The 26,645-nt window shown below is 72.6% G+C and carries 25 protein-coding genes and 1 pseudogene; 15 read left to right on the forward strand and 11 right to left on the reverse strand.

The window, feature by feature from the left end; genetic code table 11:
- Positions 1-9 precede the first annotated feature (9 nt).
- The gene (locus NS184_RS13375; RefSeq protein ID WP_058726603.1) at positions 10-1,350 is read left to right on the forward strand and encodes a flavin monoamine oxidase family protein; all 1,341 of its coding nucleotides are present in this window, start codon (positions 10-12) and stop codon (positions 1,348-1,350) included.
- Between the two features lie 220 nt (positions 1,351-1,570).
- Here the strand turns inward: NS184_RS13375 and NS184_RS13380 are convergent, their stop codons facing one another.
- The 3 genes from NS184_RS13380 to NS184_RS13390 all read right to left on the reverse strand — a co-directional run bounded on the left by NS184_RS13380 (position 1,571) and on the right by NS184_RS13390 (position 5,032).
- Positions 1,571-2,728: a Gfo/Idh/MocA family protein gene (locus NS184_RS13380; RefSeq protein ID WP_058726604.1), complete on the reverse strand. Its 1,158-nt coding sequence runs from the start codon at positions 2,726-2,728 to the stop codon at positions 1,571-1,573.
- Entirely contained in the window at positions 2,725-3,555 is an 831-nt protein-coding gene (locus NS184_RS13385) for a sugar phosphate isomerase/epimerase family protein (protein ID WP_058726605.1), read from the reverse strand. Before NS184_RS13385 ends, NS184_RS13380 begins: the two co-directional genes overlap by 4 nt.
- 109 nt (positions 3,556-3,664) lie before the next feature.
- Positions 3,665-5,032, reverse strand: a complete 1,368-nt coding sequence (locus tag NS184_RS13390; RefSeq protein WP_083513696.1) for an MFS transporter — start codon at positions 5,030-5,032, stop codon at positions 3,665-3,667.
- Positions 5,033-5,188: 156 nt separating this feature from the next.
- Here NS184_RS13390 and NS184_RS13395 point away from each other — a divergent pair, with 156 nt between their 5' ends.
- Positions 5,189-5,773 carry a TetR/AcrR family transcriptional regulator gene (locus NS184_RS13395; protein ID WP_058726606.1) on the forward strand — a complete coding sequence of 195 codons (585 nt, stop codon included), beginning with the start codon at positions 5,189-5,191 and terminating at the stop codon, positions 5,771-5,773.
- Between the two features lie 28 nt (positions 5,774-5,801).
- On the opposite strand, the gene NS184_RS13400 is transcribed toward NS184_RS13395, so the two are convergent.
- Genes NS184_RS13400 through NS184_RS13415 form a run of 4 tightly spaced genes read right to left on the reverse strand, consistent with a single transcriptional unit; the run spans position 5,802 to position 7,893 of the window.
- Positions 5,802-6,608: a DNA-formamidopyrimidine glycosylase family protein gene (locus NS184_RS13400; RefSeq protein ID WP_058726607.1), complete on the reverse strand. Its 807-nt coding sequence runs from the start codon at positions 6,606-6,608 to the stop codon at positions 5,802-5,804.
- A 42-nt stretch (positions 6,609-6,650) separates the two neighbouring features.
- Entirely contained in the window at positions 6,651-7,067 is a 417-nt protein-coding gene (arr, locus tag NS184_RS13405) for an NAD(+)--rifampin ADP-ribosyltransferase (RefSeq protein WP_058726608.1), read from the reverse strand.
- Between the two features lie 2 nt (positions 7,068-7,069).
- On the reverse strand, positions 7,070-7,291 hold the full coding sequence (locus tag NS184_RS13410) for a hypothetical protein (protein WP_058726609.1): 222 nt from the start codon (positions 7,289-7,291) through the stop codon (positions 7,070-7,072).
- Entirely contained in the window at positions 7,288-7,893 is a 606-nt protein-coding gene (locus NS184_RS13415) for a TetR family transcriptional regulator (RefSeq protein WP_058726610.1), read from the reverse strand. The genes NS184_RS13410 and NS184_RS13415 overlap by 4 nt, the downstream gene beginning before the upstream one ends.
- 97 nt (positions 7,894-7,990) lie before the next feature.
- Here NS184_RS13415 and NS184_RS13420 point away from each other — a divergent pair, with 97 nt between their 5' ends.
- The 9 genes from NS184_RS13420 (at position 7,991) to NS184_RS13460 (ending at position 17,464) form a co-directional block, all read left to right on the forward strand.
- Complete coding sequence (locus NS184_RS13420; protein WP_058726611.1) at positions 7,991-10,066, forward strand: glycosyltransferase family 39 protein; 2,076 nt, start codon at positions 7,991-7,993, stop codon at positions 10,064-10,066.
- A gap of 156 nt (positions 10,067-10,222) precedes the next feature.
- A complete protein-coding gene (locus NS184_RS13425) occupies positions 10,223-10,819 on the forward strand; it encodes a hypothetical protein (protein ID WP_058726612.1) in 597 nt (198 codons plus the stop codon).
- A gap of 17 nt (positions 10,820-10,836) precedes the next feature.
- Positions 10,837-11,421 carry a molybdenum cofactor guanylyltransferase gene (gene mobA / locus NS184_RS17955; protein ID WP_242863057.1) on the forward strand — a complete coding sequence of 195 codons (585 nt, stop codon included), beginning with the start codon at positions 10,837-10,839 and terminating at the stop codon, positions 11,419-11,421.
- Positions 11,422-11,466: 45 nt separating this feature from the next.
- Positions 11,467-11,733 (forward strand): DUF6457 domain-containing protein, encoded by a 267-nt coding sequence (locus NS184_RS17960; protein WP_058726613.1) that lies wholly within the window; start codon positions 11,467-11,469, stop codon positions 11,731-11,733.
- Positions 11,730-12,899: a molybdopterin molybdotransferase MoeA gene (locus NS184_RS13440; RefSeq protein WP_058726614.1), complete on the forward strand. Its 1,170-nt coding sequence runs from the start codon at positions 11,730-11,732 to the stop codon at positions 12,897-12,899. The genes NS184_RS17960 and NS184_RS13440 overlap by 4 nt, the downstream gene beginning before the upstream one ends.
- 102 nt (positions 12,900-13,001) lie before the next feature.
- Positions 13,002-13,883 (forward strand): formate dehydrogenase accessory sulfurtransferase FdhD, encoded by an 882-nt coding sequence (fdhD, locus tag NS184_RS13445; RefSeq protein ID WP_058726615.1) that lies wholly within the window; start codon positions 13,002-13,004, stop codon positions 13,881-13,883.
- Positions 13,880-16,174 carry an FdhF/YdeP family oxidoreductase gene (locus tag NS184_RS13450; protein ID WP_058726616.1) on the forward strand — a complete coding sequence of 765 codons (2,295 nt, stop codon included), beginning with the start codon at positions 13,880-13,882 and terminating at the stop codon, positions 16,172-16,174. The genes fdhD and NS184_RS13450 overlap by 4 nt, the downstream gene beginning before the upstream one ends.
- Before the next feature lie 8 nt (positions 16,175-16,182).
- A complete protein-coding gene (locus NS184_RS13455) occupies positions 16,183-17,067 on the forward strand; it encodes an aminoglycoside phosphotransferase family protein (RefSeq protein WP_058726617.1) in 885 nt (294 codons plus the stop codon).
- Between the two features lie 169 nt (positions 17,068-17,236).
- Positions 17,237-17,464 carry a PLDc N-terminal domain-containing protein gene (locus NS184_RS13460; protein ID WP_058726618.1) on the forward strand — a complete coding sequence of 76 codons (228 nt, stop codon included), beginning with the start codon at positions 17,237-17,239 and terminating at the stop codon, positions 17,462-17,464.
- A 6-nt stretch (positions 17,465-17,470) separates the two neighbouring features.
- Here the strand turns inward: NS184_RS13460 and NS184_RS13465 are convergent, their stop codons facing one another.
- Genes NS184_RS13465 through NS184_RS13475 form a run of 3 tightly spaced genes read right to left on the reverse strand, consistent with a single transcriptional unit; the run spans position 17,471 to position 19,756 of the window.
- The gene (locus NS184_RS13465) at positions 17,471-18,151 is read right to left on the reverse strand and encodes an HAD family hydrolase (protein ID WP_193750479.1); all 681 of its coding nucleotides are present in this window, start codon (positions 18,149-18,151) and stop codon (positions 17,471-17,473) included.
- Positions 18,152-18,153: 2 nt separating this feature from the next.
- A complete protein-coding gene (locus NS184_RS13470; RefSeq protein WP_058726620.1) occupies positions 18,154-19,104 on the reverse strand; it encodes a DUF389 domain-containing protein in 951 nt (316 codons plus the stop codon).
- Positions 19,105-19,150: 46 nt separating this feature from the next.
- Entirely contained in the window at positions 19,151-19,756 is a 606-nt protein-coding gene (locus NS184_RS13475) for a TetR/AcrR family transcriptional regulator (RefSeq protein WP_058726621.1), read from the reverse strand.
- 62 nt (positions 19,757-19,818) lie between these two features.
- On the opposite strand from NS184_RS13475, the gene NS184_RS13480 reads away from it, so the two are divergent.
- Both NS184_RS13480 and NS184_RS13485 read left to right on the forward strand, forming a co-directional pair.
- Positions 19,819-20,463 (forward strand): NAD(P)-dependent oxidoreductase, encoded by a 645-nt coding sequence (locus tag NS184_RS13480; RefSeq protein ID WP_058726622.1) that lies wholly within the window; start codon positions 19,819-19,821, stop codon positions 20,461-20,463.
- A gap of 129 nt (positions 20,464-20,592) precedes the next feature.
- A complete protein-coding gene (locus tag NS184_RS13485; RefSeq protein WP_193750480.1) occupies positions 20,593-21,459 on the forward strand; it encodes a phosphotransferase family protein in 867 nt (288 codons plus the stop codon).
- A gap of 203 nt (positions 21,460-21,662) precedes the next feature.
- Here the strand turns inward: NS184_RS13485 and NS184_RS13490 are convergent, their stop codons facing one another.
- Complete coding sequence (locus NS184_RS13490; RefSeq protein ID WP_058726624.1) at positions 21,663-24,488, reverse strand: hypothetical protein; 2,826 nt, start codon at positions 24,486-24,488, stop codon at positions 21,663-21,665.
- Positions 24,489-24,889: 401 nt separating this feature from the next.
- On the opposite strand from NS184_RS13490, the gene NS184_RS13500 reads away from it, so the two are divergent.
- Together NS184_RS13500 and NS184_RS13505 are read left to right on the forward strand one after the other, a co-directional pair.
- The gene (locus tag NS184_RS13500; RefSeq protein ID WP_058726626.1) at positions 24,890-26,383 is read left to right on the forward strand and encodes a DUF6421 family protein; all 1,494 of its coding nucleotides are present in this window, start codon (positions 24,890-24,892) and stop codon (positions 26,381-26,383) included.
- A gap of 65 nt (positions 26,384-26,448) precedes the next feature.
- A pseudogene (locus NS184_RS13505) lies at positions 26,449-26,645 on the forward strand (SDR family NAD(P)-dependent oxidoreductase); the annotation flags it as partial.

A 26,645-nucleotide genomic window follows, 5' to 3' on the forward strand; every position in this document is an offset into this window, starting at 1 on the left:
AGCGCCAGCGTGGACACTGCCCCGTGGGACGTCGTCGTCGTGGGTGCGGGGGTGGCCGGACTCACCGCGGCGCGGCTGCTGCAGGACGCCGGACGTCGGGTCGTCGTGCTCGAGGCGCGCGACCGCGTCGGTGGGCGGGTGCACACCGACCGGAGCGGTGGGCAGGTCACCGACCTCGGGGCGTCCTGGATCCACGGCGTCGACGGCAGCGCGGTCGCGGACGCGGCGCGGGCGTTCGGGCTGCCGACGGTGGAGTTCACCGTGGGCGGCTACCAGGTGGACGGTCGGCCGATCGCCTACCACGCACCGGACGGCCGCCGCATGACGGACGCCGAGGCCGCACGGTTCGCCGACGACGTGCACGCGGTCGACCGGAGCCTCGCGGACGTGATCGCTGCCTCCGGTCCGACGGACTCCTACCGCGCGGTCGTCGAACGGGCGGTGGCTGCGCAGGGGTGGGACGCCGACCGTGCCGAGCGGGTCCGTGAGCACCTCGAGCACCGCAGCGAGGAGCAGTACGGCGTGTCCGCGGACGAGCTCGCAGCGCACGGCCTCGACGACGACACCATCGAGGGCGACGAGGTCGTGTTCCCGCACGGGTACGACGAGCTGCCGGCGCACCTCGCAGAGGGCCTCGACATCCGGCTCGGGCACGCCGTCACCGCGGTGTCGCGGGGCGCTGGAGGGGTCGTCGTGACGACTGCCGACGACCCGACTGCGATGCCGTTCGCCGGGGGCGCCGCGATCGTGACCGTCCCCGTCGGGGTGCTGCAGGCCGGGACGATCACGTTCGACCCGGCGCTTCCCGACCGGCACCGCGAAGCCCTCGGCCGCCTGCGGATGAACGCCTTCGAGAAGGTCGTCCTGCGGTTCCCGGAGCGGTTCTGGGACGAGGACGTGTACGCGGTCCGACAGCTCGGGCCGTCGGGGCGGTGGTGGCACTCCTGGTACGACTTGACCCGGATCGACGGCGAGCCGACGCTGTTGACGTTCGCCGCGGGACCGGCTGGTCGGGCGATCCGAGGATGGACCACCGAACGGGTCGCGGCGTCCGTGCTCGACCAGCTGCGACGGCTGTTCGGCGACCGGGTGGGTGCGCCGACCTCCGTGGTCGTGACCGCATGGCAGGACGACCCCTGGGCGCTCGGGTCCTACGCCCACATGTTGCCGGGGTCGGCCACGGCCGACCACGACGACCTGGCGGAGCCGATCGACGGAGTGCTGCACCTCGCGGGTGAGGCGACGTGGACGGACGACCCGGCGACGGTGGCGGCGGCGCTGTACTCGGGGCACCGCGCGGCGGAGCGGGTACTCGGTCGGCCGGTGCCGATCCAGCGGCTCTGGGCCTGACCGGCGCGCGGTCGCGCTGTCCGGGCGGGCGACCGCCAGCTTCGCCGAGACTCGGTCGGGCGGACAGTTCCGCGGCCCCGGACCCACGAAGGAGTCCGCGGAGCCGAGACTCGGCGCGCGGACCGGCAGGTCGAGCGCCGTGAGCACCAGACGGGAGGCCCTGCTCGCGGTCCGCACGAGGCGGACGTGAGCAGGGCCTCCAGTCCGTGATGGTGGGTCGTCAGACCCCGGCAGCCACCGTGTCGAGCGTGGCAGCGAAGGGATCGAAGTCCTCGGGGAGCGACGCGATCGACGCGACGGTCGACTCGACGTCGACGAACGCGCGGCGCTCGACGGACTCCTCCACGGCGACCATCGTGTCGAGCACGTGGTACCCGACCTCGCCCGTCGCGACGTGCGAGCCGCCACCGCGGATCGCGCGCGCCATGTCGAGCACGCCGAGCCCGCGACCGGCGGACGGCTCCTCGTCGAGGACGGTCTCCCACTCCTGCTCGAACGGGAACGAGACATCGGCACCCAGCGGGCGGGCGATGCGGATCGGGTGCCCGCCGCCGAAGGTGTTCGGGTCCGGCAGGACGATCGTGCCCTCGGTACCGTTCACCTCGAAGACGCCGTGGCGGAACAGCGGGGTGTCGAACGAGAGCAGCGACTGGGCACTGCCGCCCTGCTCGAACGACGTCAGCACGGACAGGTGGGTGGGCACCTCGACCGGGAACTCCTGACCGGCGTTCGGGCCGACCACGAGCTGCCGGGTGTCGCGGGACCTCGAGCCGGTCGCGACGACCGACGCGACCGGGCCGAGCAGGTGCACGAGTGCGGTGAAGTAGTACGGCCCCATGTCGAACAGCGGACCGGCACCCTTCGCGTAGAGGAACGACGCGTTCGGGTGGAACACGTCCGGGCCCTGCCACTGGAAGCTCGTCACCGCGGTGAGCGGGGTGCCGATCGCGCCGGACTCGATCGCCCGCTTGGCCGTCTGCCAGCCGGAGCCGAGGACGGTGTCGGGCGCGATGCCGAGCTCGAGCCCGAGCGACTCCGCGAGTGCCACGAGCCCGGCGGCGGACTCCCGGTCGACACCGATCGGCTTCTCGCTCCAGACGTGCTTGCCGGCGCGGAGGGCGGCGGTCGAGACCTCGACGTGCGTGGCCGGGAGCGTGAGGTTGACGACGATCTCGACGTCCGGGTCCGCGAGGACGTCCTCGCCGGTGCCGGACGCTGCGACGCCCCACTTCGCGGCCAATGCCGCCGCACGCTCGGTGTCGATGTCGCCGATGCGGACGACCTCGACGTCGGGGAACCGTGTGAGGTTCGTGAGGTACTGCTCGCTGATCATGCCGGCGCCGATGAGCCCGACGCCGACCTTCCCGGTGCGAGTCATGCGGAGACCGCTTCGGCGTCGGGCGCGACGGTGTGCAGCGTGGCGTCGAGCCACCGGTAGGACTGTTCGACCCCGTCGAAGATCTCCCCGTCGAAGCCGTCAAACTCGATGACGGCGTACTCGAGCGCGGGTGCCGCGGCGATCGCCTCGGCGAGGCGGACGTCGCCCTGGCCGGCCGGGGTCTGGTCCGTCGGGACCGAGGCGGTGGAGATGCCGTCGTGCATCGGCCCGTCCTTCACGTGCACGGCGACGATCCGGTCCCCGAGCTCCTGGATGAACGGCACGAGGTCGATCCCCGCGGCCGACGCCCAGTAGAGGTCGAGCTCGAGCACGACACGGGGGTCGAGCAGCTCGGCGAGCACCTGGAGCGCGGGCTTGCCGTCGATCCGCGGTCGGAGCTCGTGGTCGTGGTTGTGGTAGCCGACGCGCATGCCGTGCTCGGCGGCCTCGGCGGCCGCCTCGTTCAGCCGGGCGGCGACGCGCTCGACACCCTCGCGGGTGGTCCACTCGTCGGCGCCGACGAACGGGTCGATCACGATCTCGAGACCGAGCTCAGCCGCTGCGGCGAAGGTCTCGGCGTGGGACGGTGCGGTCATCACGGAGCCGTCGGGCAGCGGGATCTCCTGCTGCACGAGGAAGGCGTGACCGGTCTTCGCGGTGATGCCGTGCGCGTCGAACGCCCGCTTGAGTTCGGCGGACCGGCCGACGAACGCGAAGGCCTCGACGGTGTCGAAGCCGATCTCGGCGAGACGGCGGACGCCACCGTCGAGGTCGGGCTCCAGCGCGGCGTTCACCGTGTAGAGCGGCAGGGAGATGGCGGGTGCCATGGTGGGTCCTTTCTGCCCGCGTCGTCGCGGGGCTGGCGGTGACGGCCTGGAGGCGCGACTCGCGTTGCGGACGCGGCTCGCGCCTCCAGGCTGCTGACGCACGAGTGCGTTACTTGACCGACTTGATGGGGAAGATGACGAGGGCCCCGAGCAGGACCGCGACGCCGGCGCCCCAGAGCATGAGCGTGTAGTTCTGCCCGCCGCCGATGCCGAGGAGGAACAGGCCGACCGCCGGAGCGAGCGACTGCGGCAGGGCGTTGGCGATGTTGATGACACCGAGGTCCTTGCCGGGACGCTCCGGGTCGGGCAGGACGTCCACCACGAGCGCGGTGTCGATCGCGGCGTAGATGCCGTAGGCGAAGCCGAGGACGATCTCGGCGAAGTAGAACCCGCCGACCGAGTCGACGTGCGCCAGGATCACCAGGCCGGCCGCGGTGAGGGCGGTGGAGCTCCAGACGAAGACCTTGCGGCGCCCGAGGCGGTCCGACACCCAGCCGGAGAGCGCGGCGCTGGCGAGCAGGGCGACGGTGTAGAGGAGCACACCGAACGCGACGACCGCCACGGCGTCCTTCTGCGCGAGACCGATCCGGTCCTGCATGTAGAGGAGGCGGTAGGTCGTGAACATGAACGTGCCGAATGTGATGAGGAAGCGTCCCCACCAGGCGAGTCCGAAGTCGCGGTGCTTGATCGGGTTCGTCCAGAACGAGCTGATCAGGTTGATCCAGCTGAACGGCTTGATCGTCGTCGTCGGCAGCTCGTCGCGGGCGACGAACGCGTAGATCAGGACCGCGATGATCGCCAGGACGCCGGGTGCGATGAACAGCAGCGGCAGGTTGCCGACGAGGTAGACAGCCAGGTAGAGGCCGGCAAGGATCGCGATGTTCTGCGCGAGCGCGATGACGCTCGACGCCTTGCCGCGCTGGAACTCCGGCACGTTGTCCGCGAAGCTCGCGGTGAGGGTGGCGAGCACCGTGTTGGCGGCGATCTGCGCCAGCAACCACCCGAGGGTGAGCTGCAGCACGCTGTCCGAGAACGCGATCCAGGCGAGCGCGCCGACGAAGACGACGACACCGCCGACCATGTAGGGGCGGCGACGCCCCCAGCGGGTGCGCGTGCGGTCCGAGATCGCGCCCAGCAACGGGTTGGCGAACAGGGCACCGAGGGCACCGAACGGCAGGACCGATCCGACGACCGTCTCGGGGCTGGTCGGGTTGAGCTGCTCGGCCTTGATCGACATGCTCACGAAGACCGGGGTGAGCAGGGCGACGAACAGGCCGAACTGGGCGAAGCTCAGGGCCCAGAGGTACCCGCGACCGACGCGGACCGCGCTCACGGCCTGCGTGATGCCCTCGACCGAGAACGCACGCGATGCCGCTGCAGGGTCGGAGCTCGTCGCCCCGGCGGCCGCGGTGACCGGCGGGGTGGCGGTGCCGGCGAGACCGGACTTGGGTTCTTCCTTCGACGTCGGTGTCGACATGACTCCTCCTCGAGCCACAGGGGGCTGACGCCCGTCTGAATACCTAGTGCTGGTAGGTGACCGCGACAGTAGCACTCAAAACCTCCGGTCGGAAGTTTTTGACGCGATCGTTTCGGAGCGCCGTGTCCGCTCTCCGTCGCGCCGTAGCCTGGACGGATGAGTTCCAACGTGGGAAGCGGCGTCCGGGGTCCGTACGCCAAGGGGATCCAGCGGCGGCAGGAGATCCTCGACCGCACGCTCGACGTCGTCGCGAACCGCGGGATCGACGGCACGTCGCTCCGGGCCATCGGCGACGCGATCGGCGTCTCGCACGCGGCACTGCGGCACTACTTCTCGTCACGCGAGGCCCTGCTCGTCGAGGTGCTCCGCGAGCGGGACGTCCTGTCGGCGCGGATGCTCGAGGCGGTCCCCGGGGTCGTCGCCGGCATGACCGCGGTCGCCGACCACAACGTCCGCGAACCGGCGCTCGTCACGCTGTACACGACACTGCTCGGTGCCTCGGTCGAGCCGGGCAACGAGGAGGCACGGGCGTTCTTCACCGAGCGGTTCGAGGCCGTGCGGGCGGACCTCGCGGCGCAGCTCCGGGACGAGCTCGCAGCGTCGGGACGGTACTCGGACGCCGACCTCGAGCAGGTGGCGTCGCTCATCATCGCGGCGTTCGACGGGCTGCAGGTGCAGTGGTTGCTCGACCGGAGCATCGACATCGCGGGGACGTTGCGGTTGCTCGAGCGGGTGCTCTGAGCCGGCGGCTCGCTCGGGCCACCCCCGATCAGCGCGTCGTCGGCGCCGGCTGACACCGGGGGCACCACCACAGCCGCCGCGAGGGTGATCCCACCACCTCGACGTCGTCACGCGCCCGCACCCGCGTCCCGCACCGGAGGCACGGGCGTCCGGCCCGTCCGACGACCCAGTGCCGCTCCCCGCGGCGCAGCACCCCGGTCGTCACCTGGTACGCATCCGGCACGGTGGCCGAGTGCCGCAGCATCCGGCGTGCCGTGTCGAGCGCTGCCGGGACGTTGACGTCACCGACGGCACGGTCCGGGTGGACGCCGCGGATGAAGCAGAGCTCGTTCGCCCACAGGTTGCCGAGACCCGCGACCCGGCGCTGGTCGAGCAGGACCGTCCGGATCGTCGCGGCCGGGTCGCTCGTGCACCGGCGGACGGCTTCGTCGCGGTCGAAGTCGTCGTGCAGGAGGTCTGGACCGAGGTACCCGACGACACGGTGTTCCTCGGCGGTCGGGACGAGTTCGACGACCGGCAGGTCGATCCCCCACACCGTCCGGCCGTCGTCGAGTGAGAGTCGCACCCGCGCGTCACGAGCGACGTGGAGCGGGAGCCGTCGACTCGGAGCGGTCACGGTCCACGAGCCCTGCATCCGCATGTGCGTGTGCAGGGTCGAGCCGTCGTCGAAACGGGTCAGCAGGTGCTTGCCGTGCGTGGCGTGGCCCACGATGCGCTGCCCGACGAAGGCGTGCCCGGCGTCCGGGCCGCCGCGGAGCTCACCGGCGCGGACCCGTGCCCCGTCGACCGCGCGCAGCCGAGCAGCCAGTCGGTGGACGGAGTCACCCTCGGGCATGCCGGCAGCGTACGGCCGACGACCGACACCGACAGCCGGGCGTCAGTTGATGATCTCGGCCCGGTCCCGCCGCATCGTCGCCAGCCGCTCCCGCCACGTCCCGAGCGCCTCCGGCGTCAGCCGCGTCCAGTCGTGGACCTCGCGCACGATCCGGAGCGGCGCCGTCGTGCGGTACGACCGCGTGGGGTTGCCGGGGAACTTCTTGTCGGTGACGTTCGGGTCGTCCTCGAAGGCCCCGGTGGGCTCGACCTCGTAGACGTGCGGTTCGCCGCCTCCGGCGAGCAGGACCGCGAGCTCCGCGGCCAGTCCGCCGCCGTCCGCGAGCGCCGTGAAGTACACGTGGTTCATCGTGATCTCGGGCCGGTAGCTCGACGGCCGACCCGCGACGAGCAGGTCCCCCTCCCGCAGCGCCGCGACGGTGCCGTGGAAGAACGGTCCGGTCTCGTCCGCTGCCGTCACGGTCAGTCCTGCGGGCGGAACACGGCGATCGGCGGGCCGTCGTCGCCCGGGTCGTGCGTCTCGTCGGTGGCGACCCAGGTGCGGCCGTCGTGCTCGAGCGAGTCCGGCAGCTCGCCGCGCACGAGCAGGCGCACGGACGGCTCGTCGCCGTCGACGAGGTCGATGCCGAACGCGTCCGGCTCCTCGGGTGCGGCAGCCGGGTTGTCCCTCACGAACTCGCTCATGCGCCCAGCGAACTCCCCCGCGGCCGGGAATCCCCCGACCGTCCGAGCAGCGCCGCCACCGCGTCGACCACGGCCTGCCGACGTCGTTGCGGGGCCACCGCCGCGACGGACCCCTCGGCCTCGGGCGCGGTCTCGGTCCAGAACGCCGCCAGGTGCTCGACCAGCCCGAGCAGGACCGCGGGTCGGAACGTCCGGGGCAGCACCCCCGCACGCTGCGCTCCCTCGACGGCCGCGACGGCGTCCGCTCGCGCGTCCTCGAGCGACGCGACCGCTCCGCCCTCGAGCCGGTGCCAGGTCAGGAGCCGGGGCACCCACGGCCGCCGGACGTACGCGTCGTGCAGCCGACCGGCGTACGCGGGCAGGTCGTCGACGTCGAGCGGGGCCTCGGTGGCGAGCTCGGTCGCGGTCTGCACGAGGAGCGCCTCGTACAGCCCGTCCTTCCCGCCGAAGTAGTGGAACAGCTGCGCCTTGTTGCTCCCGGCCGCGGCGGCGATGCGCTCGACCTTCGCCCCGGTGACGCCCTGCGACGCGAACTCGTCACGGGCCGCGTCGAGGAGTCGTGCGCGGACGGCGTCGGCCGGCGGCGGTGTGAAGCGGGGCATGCATCCACGCTACCGGTGGGTCCCACCTGAACGAACCCGCTGCCGGACTGGAGCGGATCCCCGGCTCCCTCATCGATGCGCGCAGCACATTGCCGTCATGACCATGCCCGACCGCACCGACGCGCGCCCCGCCCGCTGGCTGCAGCAACCGCGGCGCCAGCTCGTCGTCCTCGCCGTCATCGTCGTGCTCGGCGCCGTCCTCACGAGCTGGAACCTCGCACGAGGCGGCGACTCGGACTTCTACGCCGCGGCGGCCCGCTCGATGTCCGAGTCCCTGCCCGCGTTCCTCAGCGGCTCGTTCGACCCCGATGCGACCGTCACGCTCGACAAGCTCGCGGGCTTCGCGGTCCCCCAGGCGATCAGCGTGCACCTGTTCGGCATGTCCACCGCCGCACTCGCGCTGCCGCAGGTGGTCGAGGGCGCGGTCACGACCGTCGCGGTGTCGGTCGTGGGGCTGCGGTGGGCTGGCGCGCGGGTCGGCCTCGTGGCAGCGGCCCTCGCAGCGGCCACCCCGATCTTCGTGTCGATGTTCGGCCACCCGATGGAGGACGGCCTCCTCACGATGGCGCTCGCCGTCGCGCTGGTGTGGTGGCAGCGGGCCGCGCTCACCGGTCGCTGGTGGCCGCTGGTGCTCGCGGGGCTGTTCGTCGGCGTCGGCTTCCAGGCGAAGATGCTCCAGGCGTGGCTCGTCGTCCCGGCGCTCGTCGTGGGCACCGCGGTCGCGCTGGCGGTGCCGGGTGCGCGCTGGCGTCGGACGCTCGGGCACGTCGCGGTGCTCATCGCGTCCACGCTCGTCGCCAGCCTCGCGTGGACGGTGGTGGTCGAACTGCTCCCGACGGCGGACCACCCGTACGTCGACGGCTCGACCGACGACAGCGTGTTCGCGATGGTGTTCGGCTACAACGGCGTCGACCGGTTCCTGCCGGGAGCCTGGCCGGGCGCCGTCAGCGCCCTGGGCGGCGCGTTCGCGCGCGCCGGTGCACACCTGACGCACGGGTTCCACGGTTTCGGCGGTCACCCGCAGCAGGGTGGACGGACGTTGGTCCAGCTCTTCTCGCCCCGGTACGCCTCGCAGGTCGGCTGGTCCTGGCCCGCAGCGCTCGCGGGCATCGCGATCGGTGCGGCCCGGTGGTGGCCTCGTCGCACCGGCCGGGAGGCAGGACCCGCCTTCGCCACGCTCGTCACGGTCGTCGTGTGGCTGGTCACCGAGGTCGCGGTGCTGTCCGTCATGCGACTCCCGCACACCGCGTACGTCGCGGGCGTCGGCGTCCAGCTCGCGGTGCTCGCTGCGGTCGGCTGGTGGGGCGCCGCGTCGCTGGTCGACGCTGCGGACCGACGGCTCCGCGCCGTCCCGATCGGGCTCCTCGTGGTGCAGGGCGCCTGGTGGACCTGGCTCGCGCGGTCCTCCACCGAGCCGGTGGCGCTCGGCGCGGTCGCGGTCGGACTGACGATCGTCGCGCTCATCGCGCTGCTCGTGCACTGGGGCGGCGTCTCCGTGCGGACGCGCGGACGCGGGCGTCGGACGGCTGCGGCGCTGCTCGTGGCCGCGGTCGTCGCCGGGCCGGCCTGCTTCTCGATCCAGGCCCTCGACGCCGCGCGGGACGGCAGCGGCGGTGACGCGTCGGTCGGGACGGGCACCGGCGCGTACGCGTTCGGCGGCCGCACCCCGGACCGGTCGTTCGCGCTCGCCCGCGCGGGGATGATCGGCGCGGACCGGAGCGTCGTCCCGAGTTCCGCGTTCCGCATCTCGGCGCCGGACGTCTGGGGCGGCCACTCGACGCTGACGCCCGCCGAGGCCGCCCTGGTCCGGACCGCCGAGCAGGACGGGGGTGGACGGGACGGACGGCCGCTCTTCCTGTCCGACTCCTGGCGCATCTCAGCGGACGTCATCGGTGACACCGGACGCGAGGTCCTCACGGACGGCGGGTTCTCCGGTCACGTGCCGGTGTTCACCGTGGCCGAGATCGAGCGTCTCGTCGCGACCGGGGCCGACCGGCTCGTCGTGGTCGCGTCCTCCGCCACCGCCTCCGACCCCGTCGTGGAGGCGACCGACGCGCTCGGGTGCACGACGGTGCAGCACTGGGGTTCGTCGAACACTGCCGGCCGAGGGTTCGTGACGAGCCACGGCGGCACCGGGGACGAGCCGTCCTTCACCCTCGAGCGCTGCAGCTGACCGCGGAGCCGCCAGCGGCGGTGCGAGCCGACCGCGCTCGGACCGGGTGTGCACGCCGGTGCCGTGTCGAGCCTCCCGGCCGCTGATCGGGGGACGTGGCTCACAGTCGGCCGGATGGCGGCCGGAGCACGCTGCGGAGCGACCCGAGGAGGACCCGTGGACCGCTTGAATCGTCTCCCGCTGCCCGTACTGCTGCCGATCATGTTCGTGGTGGTCGGAGGCGTGTACTTCGGCATCGGCTTCCTCACCGACCCGACGCGTGTCAACGTCGGCGCGAGACTGGTCGGTGCACTCTTCTCCGCCGTCACCATGACCGTCGTGTTCGGCATCGTCATCGGCGTCCGGCGGCGTCGAGCCGGCGGAGCCGACGCCGTCACGGACATGCAGAAGACCATGCGCACGGGCGTCGTCCCCGACGACGTCGACACGGGCCGGTGGACCTCGGAACTCGAGCGGTACCAGCGGCAGTGGCTCCGCAACCGGTGGCTGGCGCCCGTCGTGTTCGGTCTGTTCTCGGTGCTCAGCGTCGTCATGGCCGTCAGCGCCGGTCCGGTCTGGCTCCTCTTCCTCGTGTTCTTCCTCGGGTTCCTCGTGTTCACGATGTGGCAGACGCGGCGCGGGTTGCGGAACACCGAACGGGCGCTCGCCGAACTCGGGCGACGGCGTCCTTCGGCGGGGGCTCCGGCCGCGGCGACCCCCGGCGCCACCTGGACCCTCCCCACGGGTCCCGACGTGCCGGGGCACGACCGCTGACGCGGTACCGTCCGGACGTGCCCGACAGCTCCGACTTCGACGCGGTCCTGCTCGCGGGAGGCCGCGCCACGCGCCTCGGCGGCATGGACAAGACCACGCTCGGCGCGCCGGGCGACACGCTCCTCGACCGTGCGCTGGACGCCGCCACCGGCGCCCGGAGGACGGTGCTCGTGGGAGCGCGGGGCGCCGCCCGGTCGCCGGCGAGCGTCGTGCGCGTCCGCGAGGACCCGCCGTTCGGCGGTCCGGTGAGCGGACTCGCGGCCGCACTGGACGCGGTCCCGGCGAGCGCACCGACCACGCTCGTGCTGGCCTGCGACCTGGTGCGTCCCGTGGAGGCGGTCGCGGTCCTGCGCACGGCGCTCGTGGTGCCGTCGAGGTCGGCGCCGGACGGATGGGTCGCGGTGGACGACGACGGACGGCGCCAGCCCCTCCTGGCCCTGTACCGCTCGGCAGCCCTGCGTTCCGCGGTCGACGCCCTGGGCGAGGTCGACGGGGCGTCGCTCCGCCGGCTCACCGCCCCGCTCGACCTGGTCGAGGTGCCGGTGCCCTCGGCGCTCTGCGCGGACGTCGACACCGCGGACGACGCCGAACGGCTCACCTGACCCTGTCGAGGGGTCCGGCGGCGGCCATCCTGCTTGACTGACGGCATGACCACAGACGACGTCCTCGCCGCGTGGACGACCGAGCTCGCCGAGGCGCTCGGACTCCCCGCGGACGCCACCATCGACATCGGGGTCGTGCTCGACCTCGCGCGTGACGCAGCCCACGGGGTCGCCCGCCCGGCCGCGCCGCTCACGACGTTCCTCGTCGGGTACGCCGCGGGGCTCCGTGGCGGCACCGACGGGGACCTGTCGGACGCCGTCGCCACCGCGACCCGCCTCGCCGCGGCGCGCGCCGAGCAGGACGGAGCGTGACCGGCGGACCGGTCGGGTGGACCGCCGCACGCGCCGCCGTGCACGCAGCCGGGGCCTCCCTCCGCGAGCCCGGTGTCCCGATCGACCTCGCCGCCGGTCTCGGGCGGGTACTCGCGTCGGACCTGACCGCGCGCAGCGACGTCCCCGGGCACGACGGCGCAGCGATGGACGGCTGGGCGGTCGCGGGTGAGGGCCCGTGGTCGCTCGGTGCGGCGATCGTGGCCGGCGCGGTCCCGTCGACCGAGCGGCTCGAGCCCGGTCGGGCGCGGCCGATCACCACAGGGGCGCCGATCCCACCCGGCACGACGTCGGTCGTGCGCTCGGAGGACGCCGACGTCGTCGACGGCCGCCTCGTACGCCACACCGTCGGGACCCGTCGCCACATCCGGCCCGCGGGCGAGGAGGTCGCCGTCGGGCAGCTGCTCTTCCCCGCGGGGGCCGTGCTGACACCGCCCCGGATCGCCCTCGCCGCCGCCTCGGGCGTCGACGGCCTCGACGTCGTCCCCGCACCGACCGCCCGCGTCGCGGTGCTCGGTGACGAGGTCGTGGCCCACGGCGTCCCGGAGCCGGGGCGGGTGCGGGACGTGTTCACGATGACGCTCCCCGCCGTGCTGCAGCGGTTCGGTGCGTCGACGGTGGCGGCCGTCCGGGTGCCGGACGACCCCGCGGCGACCGACCGACTCCTCGCCGACGCCACGGAACGACTGGTGGTCACGACGGGCGGGACCGCCGGGTCGTCGACCGACCACGTCCGCGGCGCACTGGGACGGATCGGCGCCGAGCTCGTCGTCGACCGGGTGGACGTGCGCCCGGGACGACCGACGATGCTCGCCCGACGCGGCCGGACCCTCTTCCTCTGCCTGCCGGGCAACCCGATGGCGGCGATGGTCGGCGCGGTGCTGTTCGGCGGTCCGCTGGTCGCGGGGCTGACCGGGCGCGCGCTCGACCAGCCGGGCTCGGTCGTGCTCGGGGCCGACGTCCCGAACGACCGACCCGGCGCGCTCCTGCTCGCGTACCGGACGACGCCGGGTGGTGCGGTGCCGACGTCCCACCAGTCGTCGGCGATGCTCCGCGGCCTGGCGGACGCGGACGGGCTGCTGGTGGTCGGGGCCGGTGGCGGACGGATCGGGGACACCGTTCCGGCGCTCCGGCTGCCCTGGAGCTGAGACGGACTCCTGGGTCGGGTACGGGTCCGGGACGGGTGGTCCGCACTGGACGGGACCCGCACCGCACTGGTGGGCGACGGGTGCGGGTGGTAGACCCGACCCATGAACCGGATCACCGCACGGAAGCGGGTCACCCGCATCACCGTCGGCACCTCGCGGTCGGTCCGGGAGGACCTGCTCGCCGTCGAGGAGCCGCTCGAGATCCGGGTCGGCGGCTCGTCCCTCGCCATCACCATGCGGACCCCGGGGAACGACGTCGACCTCGCCGCGGGGTTCCTCGTCTCCGAGGGGGTCATCGCCCGTGGTGACGACTTCCTCGCTGCCCGCTACTGCGCCGGTGCGACCGACGAGGGTCTGAACACGTACAACGTGCTCGACGTCACCCTCGCGCCCGGTGTCCCGGCGCCGGACCCGAGTCTGGAGCGGGCCTTCTACACGACGAGCTCGTGCGGGCTGTGCGGCAAGGCGAGCATCGACGCCGTCCGGACGACCTCGCAGCACGCCGTCCTCCACGACGACCTCGTGCTCGACCCGGCACTCCTCGCGACCTTCCCGGACCTGCTCCGCGACGAGCAGGCCGTGTTCGAGAAGACGGGCGGCCTGCACGCTGCGGCGCTCTTCGACGGACGGACCGGGCGGATGCTCGTCCTCCGCGAGGACGTCGGACGACACAACGCCGTCGACAAGGTGATCGGCTGGGCGGTGAAGGAGGACCGGCTGCCCCTGAGCGGCACCGTCCTCATGGTGAGCGGCCGCGCGAGCTTCGAGTTGACACAGAAGGCGTCGATGGCCGGGATCCCGGTGCTGGCCGCGGTGTCCGCGCCGTCGTCGCTCGCCGTCGACCTCGCGAAGGAGGTCGGCATCACGATCGTCGGGTTCCTCCGGGGCCAGAGCATGGTCGTCTACAGCCGACCGGAGCGCATCGTCGAAGTCGACACCACCACCGACAGCAGCAGCGACCGAGAGACCGTGAGCGCACGATGACGAAGCAGCCCCCGACCGACGACGTGACCGACGCCGACCTCGAGGTCGGCGAACCGAAGGACTGGGCGGCGGGCGTCCCCGGCGTCCTGCACTCGATGGGTCCTGCGCTCGAACAGCTCGGTGCTGCCCGGACCGCGAAGCTCATGCTCGCCCTGAACCAGAAGGGCGGCTTCGACTGCATGAGCTGCGCCTGGCCGGACCCGGACAAGCGCAAGACCGCGGAGTTCTGCGAGAACGGCGGCAAGGCCGTGGTGTGGGAGGCCACCCCGATCACCGTGCCGCGGACGTTCTGGACGGAGCACTCCGTCGACGACCTGGCGGACAAGACCGAGTACTGGCTCGGCATGCAGGGTCGACTGACCGAGCCGGTGTGGAAGCCCGCCGGGAAGGACCACTACGAGCCCGTCAGCTGGGAACGCGCGTACGAGATCATCGCGGACAAGCTGAACGGCCTCGACGGCCCGGACCAGGCGTCGTTCTACACCTCCGGCCGCACCTCGAACGAGGCGGCCTTCGTCTACCAGCTCTTCGTCCGGGCCTTCGGGACGAACAACCTGCCGGACTGCTCGAACATGTGCCACGAGTCGACGAGTCTCGCGATGGCCGAGGTCGTCGGCATCGGCAAGTCGACGATCGCGTACGACGACTTCGAGCAGACCGAGCTCATCATCGTGATGGGGCAGAACCCGGGCACGAACCACCCCCGCATGCTCACCGCGCTCGAGGACGCGAAGCAGAACGGCGCGGAGATCGTCGCCGTGAACCCGCTGCCCGAAGCGGGCCTGCGGCGCTACAAGAACCCGCAGCGGCCGCGCGGGGTCGTCGGCCACGGCACGCAGATCGCCGACCAGTTCCTGCAGATCCGGCTCGGCGGCGACATGGCGCTGCTGCAGGCGGTCGCGAAGCGGGTCGTCCTCGCCGAGCAGGCCGCGCCCGGCACCGTCGTCGACCGCGCGTTCATCGACGAGCACACGAGCGGCTACGACGCCTTCGTCGAGCACATCCTGCAGGTCGACGACGACGAGGTGGTGCGCGCGACCGGTCTGACGCTGGCCGAGATCGACGAGCTCGCCGACCGCTACCTCCGCTCCGAACGCACCATCATCACGTGGGCGATGGGCATCACCCAGCACACGAAGGCCGTCGACACGATCAAGGAGATCATCAACCTCCTGCTGCTCCGCGGGAACATCGGCAAGCCCGGCGCGGGTGCCTCCCCGATCCGCGGGCACAGCAACGTGCAGGGCGACCGCACGATGGGCATCTGGGAGCAGATGCCGGACTCGTTCCTCGATGCCCTGCAGGCCGAGTTCCACTTCGACCCGCCGCGGGAGCACGGCGTCGACGCACTCAAGGGCATCCAGGCCATGCAGCGCGGCGACGTGAAGTTCTGGATGGGCATGGGCGGCAACCTCGTCGCGGCGATCTCGGACTCGCAGCTCGCCGAGGCCGCGTTCCGCGGGACCGAGATGACCGTGCAGGTCTCGACGAAGCTGAACCGCTCCCACGCCGTCGTCGGGGACGAGGCCCTCATCCTGCCGACGATGGGACGCACCGAGGTCGACGTCCAGGCTTCGGGTCCGCAGTTCGTCTCGGTCGAGGACACGGTCTGCTCGGTGCACGGCAGCCACGGCCAGGTGCCACCGGTCGCACCGGGCCTCCGGTCCGAGGTCGCGATCGTCTGCGAGCTCGCCCGCGCCGTCCTCGGCGACCGCGTGCCGATCGCGTGGGAGGCCATGCGCGACGACTACGGCGTCATCCGTGACCACATCAGCCACGTCGTGCCGGGCTTCGACGACTACTCCCGCCGAGCCGGGAGCAAGGAGGGATTCGTGCTGCCGAACGGCCCGCGCGACTCGCGGACCTTCGCCACGGAGACCGGCAAGGCGATGATCACCGTCAACGAGCTCGAGCACGTCGACCGGCCCGAGGGCACCCTGCTGCTGCAGACCCTGCGCAGCCACGACCAGTACAACACCACCATCTACAGCCTCAACGACCGGTACCGCGGCATCAAGAAGGGGCGGCACGTCGTGTTCGTGAACCCGGAGGACCTCACCGAGCTCGGGCTGGAGGACGGGCAGCACGTCGACGTCTCCACCGTCTGGCACGACGACGTCGAACGCGTGCTCCGCGACCAGCGCATCGTCGCCTACCCCAGCGCGAAGGGGTGCGCGGCCGCGTACTTCCCGGAGGCGAACGTCCTCGTGCCGCTCGACAGTGCCGCGAAGGGCAGCAACACCCCGGTGTCGAAGGCCGTGCCGGTGAAGCTCACTCCGGTAGTCGGCTGATCCCCGGCGTGTGGCCGACGGAGGACGACTGGCGTCGGACGGTGCCGGAACGGCTCGCCGCCGCCGTCGAGCGGTGGGGTCTCCGCGTCGGCCCCGAGGTCAGCGGCGGCAGCGTCTCGCACGTCCGCAGCGTGACCACCGCCGACGGCGAGCCGGCGGTGCTCAAGCTGTCGTTCCCGCACCGCGAGGCCCGCGACGAATCCGCAGCGCTCACGTGGTGGGACGGCCGGGGTGCGGTCCGTCTGCTCGGGTCCGACCCCGAGGACCCGTACGTGCTGCTCCTCGAGCGCTGCGAACCGGGCACCCGGCTCGGCGATCGGGACGACCTCGGCGCGACGGAGCGGCTGACGATCGGAGCGGACGCCGTCGCCCGGCTCTGGGCAGCGGGAGTGCCCGCGGAGAGCCCGTTCGAACGGCTCGTCGACGTCTGCGACGAGTGGGCGGACCTCGCCGAGCACCGCATGGAGACCCTCGCGCCGCCGCTCGACCCCGGCATCGTCCGGCACGGCGTCGCACTGCTCCGGGAGCTCCCCCGGACCGCCCCGCAGGAGGTCGTCGTGCACGGCGACCACAACCCGGGGAACGTCCTCGCGGCAGAACGTGCACCGTGGCTCGTGATCGACCCGAAGCCCATGACGGGCGACCCCGCCTACGACCTCTGCCCGCTGCTCATGCAGGTCGACGACCCGTTCGCGCTGCCCGACCCGGTCTCCGAGGTCGTCGAGCGGACGGCGCTGGTCGCCGACCGGACGGGGCTGGACCCGGAACGGATCCACGCCTGGTCGGTCGCCCGGCTCGTCGAGTCGGCGCTCTGGTACGTCAGCCGAGGCGAGCTGCCGGAGGCGCAGGACGACGCGGCGCGCGCCGCGCGCATCGCCGCGCTGCTGGGGTGACGTGCGGGTCGCCCCCGGCGCACGGCAGGGTCGCACCGGACGGGAGGCACGGTACGGGTCCGCCCCGTGCCTCCTGTCCGGTCCCCCCAGCGGATGACGACAGCGTGGCCGGCCGGCCGTAGTGTCGTCCGGGCGCACCGGGCCGCCGGTGCCGGAAGGAGAAGACCGCGTGTTCGTCGGACTGACCGGGTTCCACGTCCTCGTCCTGCTGCTGTTGCTCGCGCTCGACGTGGTCGCGCTCGTGCAGGTGTGGCGCGACCGTCGTCGGAGTGACGTCGTGAAGATCGTCTGGACGATCGTCATCCTGTTCGTGCCCGTGGTCGGAGTGCTCGGCTGGGCGGTCAACTGGCTGCTCGGCAAGGCGGCTGACCGGCTGAACCGCAACTCGTCGGCCTGACGCGGGTCAGCCCGCGTCGAGCGCCGTCTCGACCACCGTCGCCAGGTCCGGCGCTCCGGGCTCGGCTCGGTCGACCAGCACGGCGTGCATGGCGGCTCGCCGGGCACCCTGGACGTCCTTCTCGGGGTCGTCCCCGACGAAGACGCACGCCTGCGGATCGACCCGGAGCCGTTCTGCGAGGATCGTGAAGGCGCGTGGATCGGGCTTCTGCACGCCGATCCGCTCCGAGATGCACACGGCGTCGAACGCCGCGTCGAGGCCGGTCCAGGCGAGCTTCTCGAGCTGCTGCGCCTCGGAGCCGTTCGTGAGGAGACCGATCCGGTACCCGCGCTCCCGAAGTGTCCGGAGCAGCGGCACGACGTCCGGGAAGACCCGCCAGGCGTCCCGGTAGGCGGCGAGGTAGTCGTCGAAGAGATCGTCGAGCCCCGCGTCGTCGGCCGGCAGCGTGACGCCGAGGGGCGGGAGGACGATGCGGAGCCGTTCCCGCCGTTGCTCGGGGAAGCTGATCGCGCCGGACCGCCACCGTTCGTACTGCTCGTCCTCGGCTCGGGTCCACGCCGCGAGCACCGCCTCGTCGACGTCGACGCCCAGGTCGCCGAGGAACCGTCGGACGCCGGCGCGGGCCGCTCCTCGGTGGTCGAACAGCGTGTCGTCGAGGTCGAAGCAGGCCGCGCGGGTCGCGCGCACCGTCATCTCCGGGCTGCCCGACGCTCCTGCAGCCGCCGACCGACCCACCGGCCGAAGAGCAGCTGGACCGCGAGCGTCACCGTGCCCGCGAGCAGCAGCCCTGCGAGGTTGACGAGGAGTTGCACGACCGCGCCGGATGCTTCGTCCCAGGCGCCGACCGCCAGTGTGAGTCCGACGGTCCCGACCGCGGGGACGGTCGTGATCGAGATGAACACCCCGACGAGCGCGGACGGCTTCGCCGAGGTGATGGAGAGCACCCCCGCGATGCCGGCGAGCGCCGCGATGACGAAGGACCACCCGTCCGGCGCGACGATGAACTCGGTCTGCTGCCCGGTCGTCGCCTGCTCGTACGTGATCAGGCCCGCCCCGTACAGGGCTGCCCAGAGGCCCCACGACACGAGCGCGGAGCCGGCGAACCCGGCGAGGAGCGTCGCCAGCGCGGCACCCGCGATGCCGAAGCGCCGACGGACCACGGCGTAGCAGGTCGCGGCGATCGGGGCGAACTCCGGCCCGACCACCATCGCGCCGATGATGAGGACCGGCTGGTCGAGCAGCCGACCGATCCCGGCGATGAGCGTCGCCAGGAGCAGGAAGGTGAAGAACGACACGGAGGGGCGCGCGTCCTCCCGGGAACTGTCGGCGAGCTGCGCCCAGAGCACTCCGTCGGCAGGGTGTCCCGGTGCTGCTCGCTCGGCGGCGTCCGCAGCGTCCGACACGACCGTCACCGGGTCGTAGACGGCGATGGTGCCCTGCTCCGGAACGCCGGCGTGCCGGAGCATCCGCATGACGTTGTTCGCGTTCTCGCGGGCCATGTCGAAGAGGAGCACGTCGCCGTGCCCGTCGAGGCAGGCGGCGCGCAGGACCGTGACGTCCGAGACGGTCGGGTCCGTCGACAACCGCGCGCGGAGCTCCTCCGCGAGCGGGGCGGGAGCGGAGACGCGGACCGAGAGCATGTCGCCAGTGTGGCGGAGAACGAACGGGGCGGTTCGGCCGGCGGGATCAGCGCTCCGTGACGGCTCGCGCGCGGAGGTCCGACGCGAGCATCATGTCGGTCGCCGCGTCGATGAGCCCGTCGGCGTGCGTCCGTTCGAGCCGGCGCGACGCGACGAGCGCGGCGATGCCCTGCATGGTGGCGGCGAACAGCATCCCGAACGTGGTCCGCGCGTCCTCGTCGCCGCCGTCTCCCGGCCGCGGGCCCATCGCGCCGTCGAGCACCGCGAACAGGGTCGCCGCGGACTCCGCCGTGGGTCCGCCACCGCCGCTTTCCTTCGCCTGGAACATGAGCTCCATCAGCGCGGCCTCGTCGATCGCGAAGTCGACGTACGCGCGCGCCACTGCTCGGAACCGGCCGTCGAGGTCGTCGCCGGAACGGGCGAGGGCTCGTCGCACCGCTGCCGTCAGTCGCTCGAAGCCGGTCACGGCGAGGGCGTCGAGCAGCGCCTGTCGGTCGACGAAGTGGCTGCGGGGTGCGCCGTGGCTCACTCCTGCGCGTCGAGCGAGGTCGCGGAGGGACAGCCCGTCGACACCGGATCCCCGGAGCACGGTGACGGCCTCGTCGAGCAGCACCGCTCGCAGGTTGCCGTGGTGGAAGGGCCGCTCGCTCACGTGTTCATCCTAATCCCGATCTAGGCGTTGCCTATTTTCTAGTCAGTGCCTAGATTGACGACATGCGCATCCTCGTGTTCGGTGCCACCGGTCAGACCGGTCAGCACTTCGTCCGCCTCGCCCTCGCCGCGGGGCACACCGTCCGGGCCGTCGCCCGCACACCCTCGAAGCTCGCGACCACCCACGACCAGCTCGATGTCGTGCGGGGCTCCGTCACGGAGCCACTCGACCTCGACGCCCTGCTCGACGGCGTGGACGCCGTGGTGGCGATGCTCGGGGACCGGGCGACGCAGGCGACCCGGATGATCAACGACGAGTTCGTCCGTGCGCTCGTGCCGGCGATGCGTCGGCAGGGCGTACGTCGGTTCCTCTACCAGGCGGGCGGTCTCAGTGCGAAGCCCGGCAAGCGCCTGCCGCTCGTGCTCCAGATCGTCCGTCGCACCATCGCGAAGAGCTACGACGGACAACACCGCGACAACGAGGCCGTCATGCGGTACCTCGACAGCGAGGCCCGTGACCTGCAGTGGGTCGTGCACCGCGCGGGCATCGGGTCGGACGGACCGTCGAAGGGGCAGTTGCGGCGGTCGTCGTGGTGGATCAGCATCGGGACGTTCGTCGACTGCGCCGAGTACTCGCTCCGGTTGCTCGTCGACGACGATGCGGTGCACACGTGCGACGGCAGCGCGTACGTCCGCGGACGGCGGTGACCGTTCAGCCGACGCCCGAACGGCCCGGTGCGAGGCAGGACGGGCACGCTCGAGGTGCGAGGATCGCCGAGTGACCACGACGTTCTCCGTCAACTGCTCGCCAGCCGTCCGCGGGACAGGAGTGTGACCGTGTCGCGCGACCCGGTGAACCTCCGAGAGGTCGATCTGGCACCCGTGGCCACCGCCCTCGAGGCCACCTGGCCCGCTCTTCGGTGGCGCGATCGGCGTTTCGTGCACGGCGCCTTCCACGGCGTGGTCCTGCTCGAGGACGTCGCGGTGCGGGTGGCCTTCGGCACCGGCCACCGGCACCGCACGACCGTTGAAGCCGAGAACTCGCGGCGCTTCCAGGACCTCCCGCACGGGCTGGCGGTCCCCACCCCCGTCCTCGAGCCCGCTTCGACGCGGGACTGGACGGCTGCGGTGTACACACGGGTCGACGGCGCCGCGCTCACGGCATCGACCTGGGCGGAGGCGCGACGGGTCTACCTGCCCGTGCTCGAGCGGTTGCGGAGTCTGCCGACGCACCTGCCGGGAGCGAAGGCACTGCGGCCGGTCCGTGACTGGTGCGGTGGGGATGCATGGCCGGCCATCGTCGACGAGACGACCGAGGCGTTGCCGACCTCGGCTCTGCGCGATCTGGCACGAGGGGTGGTGGCGGAGCTCCTCCACGCAGAGGCGGACGCGGTTCCCGCGGTCGTCCACGGCGACCTCAGCCCGTTCAACGTCCTCGTCGCGACGGACTCGGTCGGACTGATCGACGTCGACCACGCGTCCGTCGCTGACCCCGCGATCGACCTGTCCTGGCTCGTCCGGAGCTTCCCGGCCGACGAGTTGCGACGAGACCTGCGTCCTGACGAGCTCGCCAGAGCGAGGTTGCACCGCACCGCGGGGCCACTCCAGCTCGCGGCCGCCGCGCACCGCAACGGGGACAGCGCCTTGCTGCACCACGCACTCCGCACCTTCGCGTCACGAGCTGTGGCGGCCGCACGCGCGTGACGCCGAGGGACCGGGGGGTGCGCTCGCGACGCAGTCGGCTCCTCCTGCAGCAGCGCCCGGTGCGAGCCGGCCGTCGACCGGCACCGGCCGGCTGACCGAGTGGTCGTGTCCGCGGACGGACGGGCTGACGGACCGGAGGCGCGGGGCGGACCCGACCCGCGCCTCCGGTCCGCGTCGGTGTGCGCAGCCGCGGGTCGGCGGCGTCAGCGGCGGACCGTGAAGGAGCCGGAGGCCGTGCGCCCCGAGCCGTACCCCTGGGCGGACACGGTGTGCTTCCCGACGGTCCGGGTCGCGCCGATCGTGTACGTCGCGGTCCCCGCCGAGTTCGCCGTCACCCGCACGACGGCACCGCCGTCGATCCGCATCGCCACCGACTCACCCGGACGGAAGCCGCTGGACGTGCAGGCGACGCTCTTGCCGCGCTTCGGCTGCGTCGGGTTCGCGGTGACGGTGCCCTTGCCTGCCTGCGCTTCGGCGCACGCCTCACCGGCCTTGCCGACGGGAGGGGCCGACGCCCGGGTCCGGCCGTCGACCCTGACTCCGTCGTCCTCACGGAGCGTCAGGGTGCCGGTCCCGCCGCCGAGCACGGCGCCACCCTGTGTGAGGCTCACGGAGAGGGGGTAGGCCGTCGTCGGCGACTCCGACGCACGCCGGTTCCCCACCTTCGTGACCGCCACCGACCGGCAGGTGTCGCCGGGCTGGAACACGACGGACTGCACCGTCGAGCGCACCGTCTCGTCGTACGCGTCGAGGTCGAACGCGACCGTCGCGACCTGTTCCGCCGGCCGTGAGAGCACGATCGCGACGCGCGTGGTGCCCGTGGCGTTGCCCTCGTCGACGAACCGGTCGACGACGCGGACGCTGGGCCGGTCGACCACCTCCGGGGTCCCGAGCGACGACTCGGGCACCGCGGAGAGGTCGCTGAGCAGCAGGCCGCTCTTCCCCTTCGGCACGACGACCGCGACCTGCCGGACGCTCGTGAGGTCGATGCCGGTGAACGAGGCGAGCGGAACCCGCGCCTCCTGCAGGAGCGTCTTGCGCACGGCGTCCTGGGAACCCGGCAGGAGTGCACCCGCACGGCTGACGTCCGACAGCCGGACGCTCGCCGCTGCGCCCGCGGCGTCGGTCAGGCGGACGCTCACGTCAGCGGCCGACGTCGCACGGTCGTCGGGCGAGAGGCGCAACGAGAGCGCCGAGAACGACGACAGGTCGCCAGCGGTCGGGCTGACGGCGACCCGGACCTCGCCGCCGGTCGCGCTCCCGGTCGGGGTGACGTGCAGGGCGGGCGTCGCCGGGACGGACGGCGCGAGCCACGCCGGCACGTAGTCGGGCGCGGTGGTCTCCCCGGTGACGCAGGTCGGCAGGGCGCTCGCGACGGCGATCCCGTCCGAGCTGGCGCACGTGGCGGCCCGGAGCGCTCCGGCCGTCGTGACGGCAGGGTCCTGCGCGGTGAAGAGCGCGAGGTCGCGGCGGGTGCTCCCGGGCAGGGACGCGGTGACCCGGAGGTCCGCCTTCCCGAGCGCGGCCGGGACCCGTCCGCTGCCGTCGAAGTACGGCAGGAACTGCTGCTCGCCGCCGAGGGTCAGGCGGAAGAACCCGCTGACCAGGCTCGTGCCGACGGCGTACTGCGCAGAGGACGAGAGTCGGGTCGTCCCCTTGGCCTTCGCGCCGCAGACCGCGTCCGAGTCGTCGTACCAGTCGTCGAACGAGTCCTTCGGGTAGGTGGCCGGGGTCCACACGCTGTTGAAGAAGTTGTGGTTCGCGCCCATCACGAGCACGGAGGAGCGGAGGACGTCGTCGCCGTACGCCGTCCGGGAGTCGTCGAAGAAGTGCTGCCCCTGCAGGTCGGACACGTCGCCGTCGCAGTACGGCAGCACGACGGCGGTGTCGACGTCGGGCAGGGTGGTCCGACCGAAGTCCGTCGGAGCGAGCGGCAGCACCGACACGATGCCGAACGGCTGCTTCCGCTGGCTGTTGAGCAGCGCTGCGCGGACCACGCCGTCGCCGCCACGGGAGTGCCCCATCAGACCGACGTGCCCGAGGTCGAGCTTGCCGACGAGCCTCGACGACAGTCGTGGCTCCTGACCGGCATCCGCGCGCTGCAGGAGGGCGAGGTGGTCGAGGACGAGCTGCCCCCGGGCCTCCGCTCCCCCGTCCGCCGCGTAGGTGCCGTCGAGGGCGTTGATCGCGTTCGCGGAGATCGAGACGACGACGACACCGTTGCTCGCGAGGGCCTGGGCCGCTGCGGTGTAGCCGAGGTAGCTCGGGATCACCGTCTGCCCCTTGCCGCACGGCCAGCCGGTCTTCGAGGGGGTCCCGCCCGAGCACACCTCGTGACGGCCGTGCAGGAACACCGCGACCGGACGCTTCCCCGGCGCGTTCGACGGCAGCCAGACCGCCGCACGCATCTCGCCCTTGCGACCGGCGAACCCGCGGATCGTCTCGACCTGGTCACCGAGGTCGTAGTCGGCACGGACGACGGAGTACGGTCCCGCTGCGGCCGGGTCGGCGTCGAGCGGAGCCGGGGTCTCCCGCGGGACGGCCTGCGGCTTCGCCTGCACCTGCGGAGCCGCGCCGCTGGGCCGCTGCACGCCGCCGGTCGAGCCGAGCACGACGCTCGTCGCGTCCGCCACCGACGGGTCCGTCGTGGTGACCGTCAGGGTCCGCTGGTCGAGGCTCGTCGTCGCGACGCCGATGTCGGTGCCGTCGACCACGAGCGTCGGGGCCGCGGCACGGACGACCAGCGGCTCGTCGAGCGTGAGGGTGACGGTGTACCCACTGTCGGTCGGGGTCACGGTCCAACCGGGCCCGGACGCGACGGGCGCCGCACCGGCCGAGATCGTCGTGCCGGAGCTGCCGGAGCTGCCGGGGCTGCCGGAGCTGCCGGCGCTGCCGGTGGCGCCCGTGGTGCCCGTGGCGACCGTGGTGCCCGGCGTGGGTGCACTGTTCGACCCGACCGCGGGAGCCGTCGAACCGTCCGACGGCGCGGCGACGGCGGGCAGCGCGACGAGGCTACCGGCGAGGCTCACGGCGACGGCGAACGCGGCGACGACGGCAGCGGCTCCGGTGCGGCGCGTCCGGCCCGATCGGCGGTGACGGCGAGGGCGGTGCTGGCGGTGGTGACGGTCCACGTCGGGTACCCCTGTCTGCGAGCGCACGCCCCGAGCGGCACGCGGTCGAGGTCACCGTAGCGAGACCGGTCGGCCAGCCGGATCATCCCGCAGGATGACCGTCCCGGACGGGGGCCAGGAGCGCTCCGCTCACGATGTCGTGCGTGCCACGCACGGTTGCGAGCGTGGTGCGCCCGGGCGCGCAGGAAAGCGCCGGAAAGTGGCAAGAATGCCGCTCGCAGTCCTCATTAGGATTCCGTCAGGGCCGCCGATCGAGGCGGTCCGGCCATGTACGCCGGCCCGACGACGGGAGGTTCGAGATGTCGCAGTTCGTCCAGAGGTTCACCCAGGACGCCATCATCGGAGAGCCCGAGGTCGTCGAGGACCGCCGGACCGGCGACGAAACCGCGGCCGGTGCGCACCGCCCGGTCCGCGAGGTCGCCACCCACCCGGCCTGGCTCCGACTGAAGGACGCAGTCGTCGCGCTCCAGGGCCTCCAGGCCGCGGACGGCTCCGTGCCGGACCCCGCCGACCACGCCACCGCGTCCGAGCTGCTGGCCGTGGTCGTCCCCGCGATCGCCGAACTCGCCCCCGCGTTCCCGCACGACGCCGCGTACCTCGACCTCCTCGCGCGGGACTTCGCGGCGTGGCAGGACCAGGGCTTCGGCGTCCCGGACTTCCTCGACTCGCTGAACGCCTTCCAGCCGCAGCAGCACCGCGTCGACGGCCTCGGACACCTCGTCGTGTTCCCGATGTACACGCAGAACGGCAGCGCCTCGCGCTTCGTCGAGGCCCTGCTCGTCGAGGTCATCTGGCCGGACTTCATCGCCGAGCTCGAGGCCGGCGACTACGGCAACAAGCTCTTCGTCGCCCTGCGCTTCGTCGACTTCACGCCCGGCTACGACACGAACTCCGCCGTGCTGTTCCCCGAGACGGTCTCGATGCGCGAGGTCCCGGCGTTCACCTGGGGCGCGATCTTCCAGGACCGCGAGGCAGCCCGCTACCGCCGGGTCGTCCGCGCCGCCGCCGACATCACGAAGCTCGACCTGCCCGAGGACGCCGCGGCGATGCTCGACGACCAGGAGCTCACCGAGCGCGTGTTCGTGATGTGGGACATCATCCACGACCGCTCCCACATGCGCGGCGACCTGCCCTTCGACCCGTTCATGATCAAGCAGCGCATGCCGTTCTTCCTCTACTCGCTCGAGGAACTGCGCTGCGACCTCACGGCGTTCCGCGAGTCGGTGTCCCTGCAACGGTCGCTGTCCGCGGTGCCGGACGCCGAGCTGTCGGAGGCACAGCGTGCGATCCGTGACCACGCGAAGCTCGTGCAGTACGCGGTGCTGTTCGACCGCATCTTCCGCTTCGCGATCACCGGCAGCCGCGTGCGGAACTACGACGGGCTCGGCGGCCAGCTCCTCTTCGCGTGGCTGCACCAGCACGGCGTCCTGCACTGGACCGACACGCAGCTCACCATCGACTGGGACGCCGTGCCCGACGTGGTGATCGCGCTGAGCGACCAGATCAACGAGCTCTACTGGCGTTCGATCGACCGCCCGAAGTCGGCGCACTGGCTCGCCGCCTACGAGATGCTCACGCAGACGCTCACGCCGCACCCGGCCTCGGCCTGGGCGAAGGGGCTGCCGCAGGAGACGCTCGCCGGGCCGCCGAAGGGCTACACGGACGCCGTGCTCGACGACGAGTTCCCGCTCTCGATGTTCTACGAGGCGCTCAACAAGAAGATGGCGACCGTCATCCAGTCGACCGCGGGCATCACGGGGACGACGGACGACGTGCCGGCCGCCGCAGCGTGAGCGGCGGCCCACTCGCCGACCGCACGGTGCTGGTCGCCGGAGCGACCAGCACCAGCGGCGCGGCCGTGTCCCGAGCACTGGTCGCGGCCGGTGCGGCGGTCGTCGCCGTCGGCGCGAGGGAGGGCGGCCTGGAGGCACTGCGCGCGTCCGTCCCGCAGGTCACGACCCAGCGGTGCGACCTGGCGGACCGCAGCGCGGTCGACGGACTGGTGTCGCGCCTCCAGGCCGACGGCACGCACGTCGACGGCCTGGTCCACCTCGT

The sequence above is a fragment of the Curtobacterium luteum genome (genome assembly GCF_001475545.1).
Taxonomy (GTDB): domain Bacteria; phylum Actinomycetota; class Actinomycetes; order Actinomycetales; family Microbacteriaceae; genus Curtobacterium; species Curtobacterium luteum_A.

Bases quoted from the DNA above. Each gene is read 5' to 3' on its own strand.
- NS184_RS13380 (WP_058726604.1), bottom strand. From the start codon at position 2,728: ATGACTCGCACCGGGAAGGTCGGCGTCGGGCTCATCGGCGCCGGCATG.
- NS184_RS13385 (WP_058726605.1), bottom strand. From the start codon at position 3,555: ATGGCACCCGCCATCTCCCTGCCGCTCTACACGGTGAACGCCGCGCTG.
- NS184_RS13390 (WP_083513696.1), bottom strand. From the start codon at position 5,032: ATGTCGACACCGACGTCGAAGGAAGAACCCAAGTCCGGTCTCGCCGGC.
- NS184_RS13395 (WP_058726606.1), top strand. From the start codon at position 5,189: ATGAGTTCCAACGTGGGAAGCGGCGTCCGGGGTCCGTACGCCAAGGGG.
- NS184_RS13400 (WP_058726607.1), bottom strand. From the start codon at position 6,608: ATGCCCGAGGGTGACTCCGTCCACCGACTGGCTGCTCGGCTGCGCGCG.
- NS184_RS13410 (WP_058726609.1), bottom strand. From the start codon at position 7,291: ATGAGCGAGTTCGTGAGGGACAACCCGGCTGCCGCACCCGAGGAGCCG.
- NS184_RS13415 (WP_058726610.1), bottom strand. From the start codon at position 7,893: ATGCCCCGCTTCACACCGCCGCCGGCCGACGCCGTCCGCGCACGACTC.
- NS184_RS13420 (WP_058726611.1), top strand. From the start codon at position 7,991: ATGACCATGCCCGACCGCACCGACGCGCGCCCCGCCCGCTGGCTGCAG.
- NS184_RS17960 (WP_058726613.1), top strand. From the start codon at position 11,467: ATGACCACAGACGACGTCCTCGCCGCGTGGACGACCGAGCTCGCCGAG.
- fdhD (WP_058726615.1), top strand. From the start codon at position 13,002: ATGAACCGGATCACCGCACGGAAGCGGGTCACCCGCATCACCGTCGGC.
- NS184_RS13450 (WP_058726616.1), top strand. From the start codon at position 13,880: ATGACGAAGCAGCCCCCGACCGACGACGTGACCGACGCCGACCTCGAG.
- NS184_RS13470 (WP_058726620.1), bottom strand. From the start codon at position 19,104: ATGCTCTCGGTCCGCGTCTCCGCTCCCGCCCCGCTCGCGGAGGAGCTC.
- NS184_RS13480 (WP_058726622.1), top strand. From the start codon at position 19,819: ATGCGCATCCTCGTGTTCGGTGCCACCGGTCAGACCGGTCAGCACTTC.
- NS184_RS13500 (WP_058726626.1), top strand. From the start codon at position 24,890: ATGTCGCAGTTCGTCCAGAGGTTCACCCAGGACGCCATCATCGGAGAG.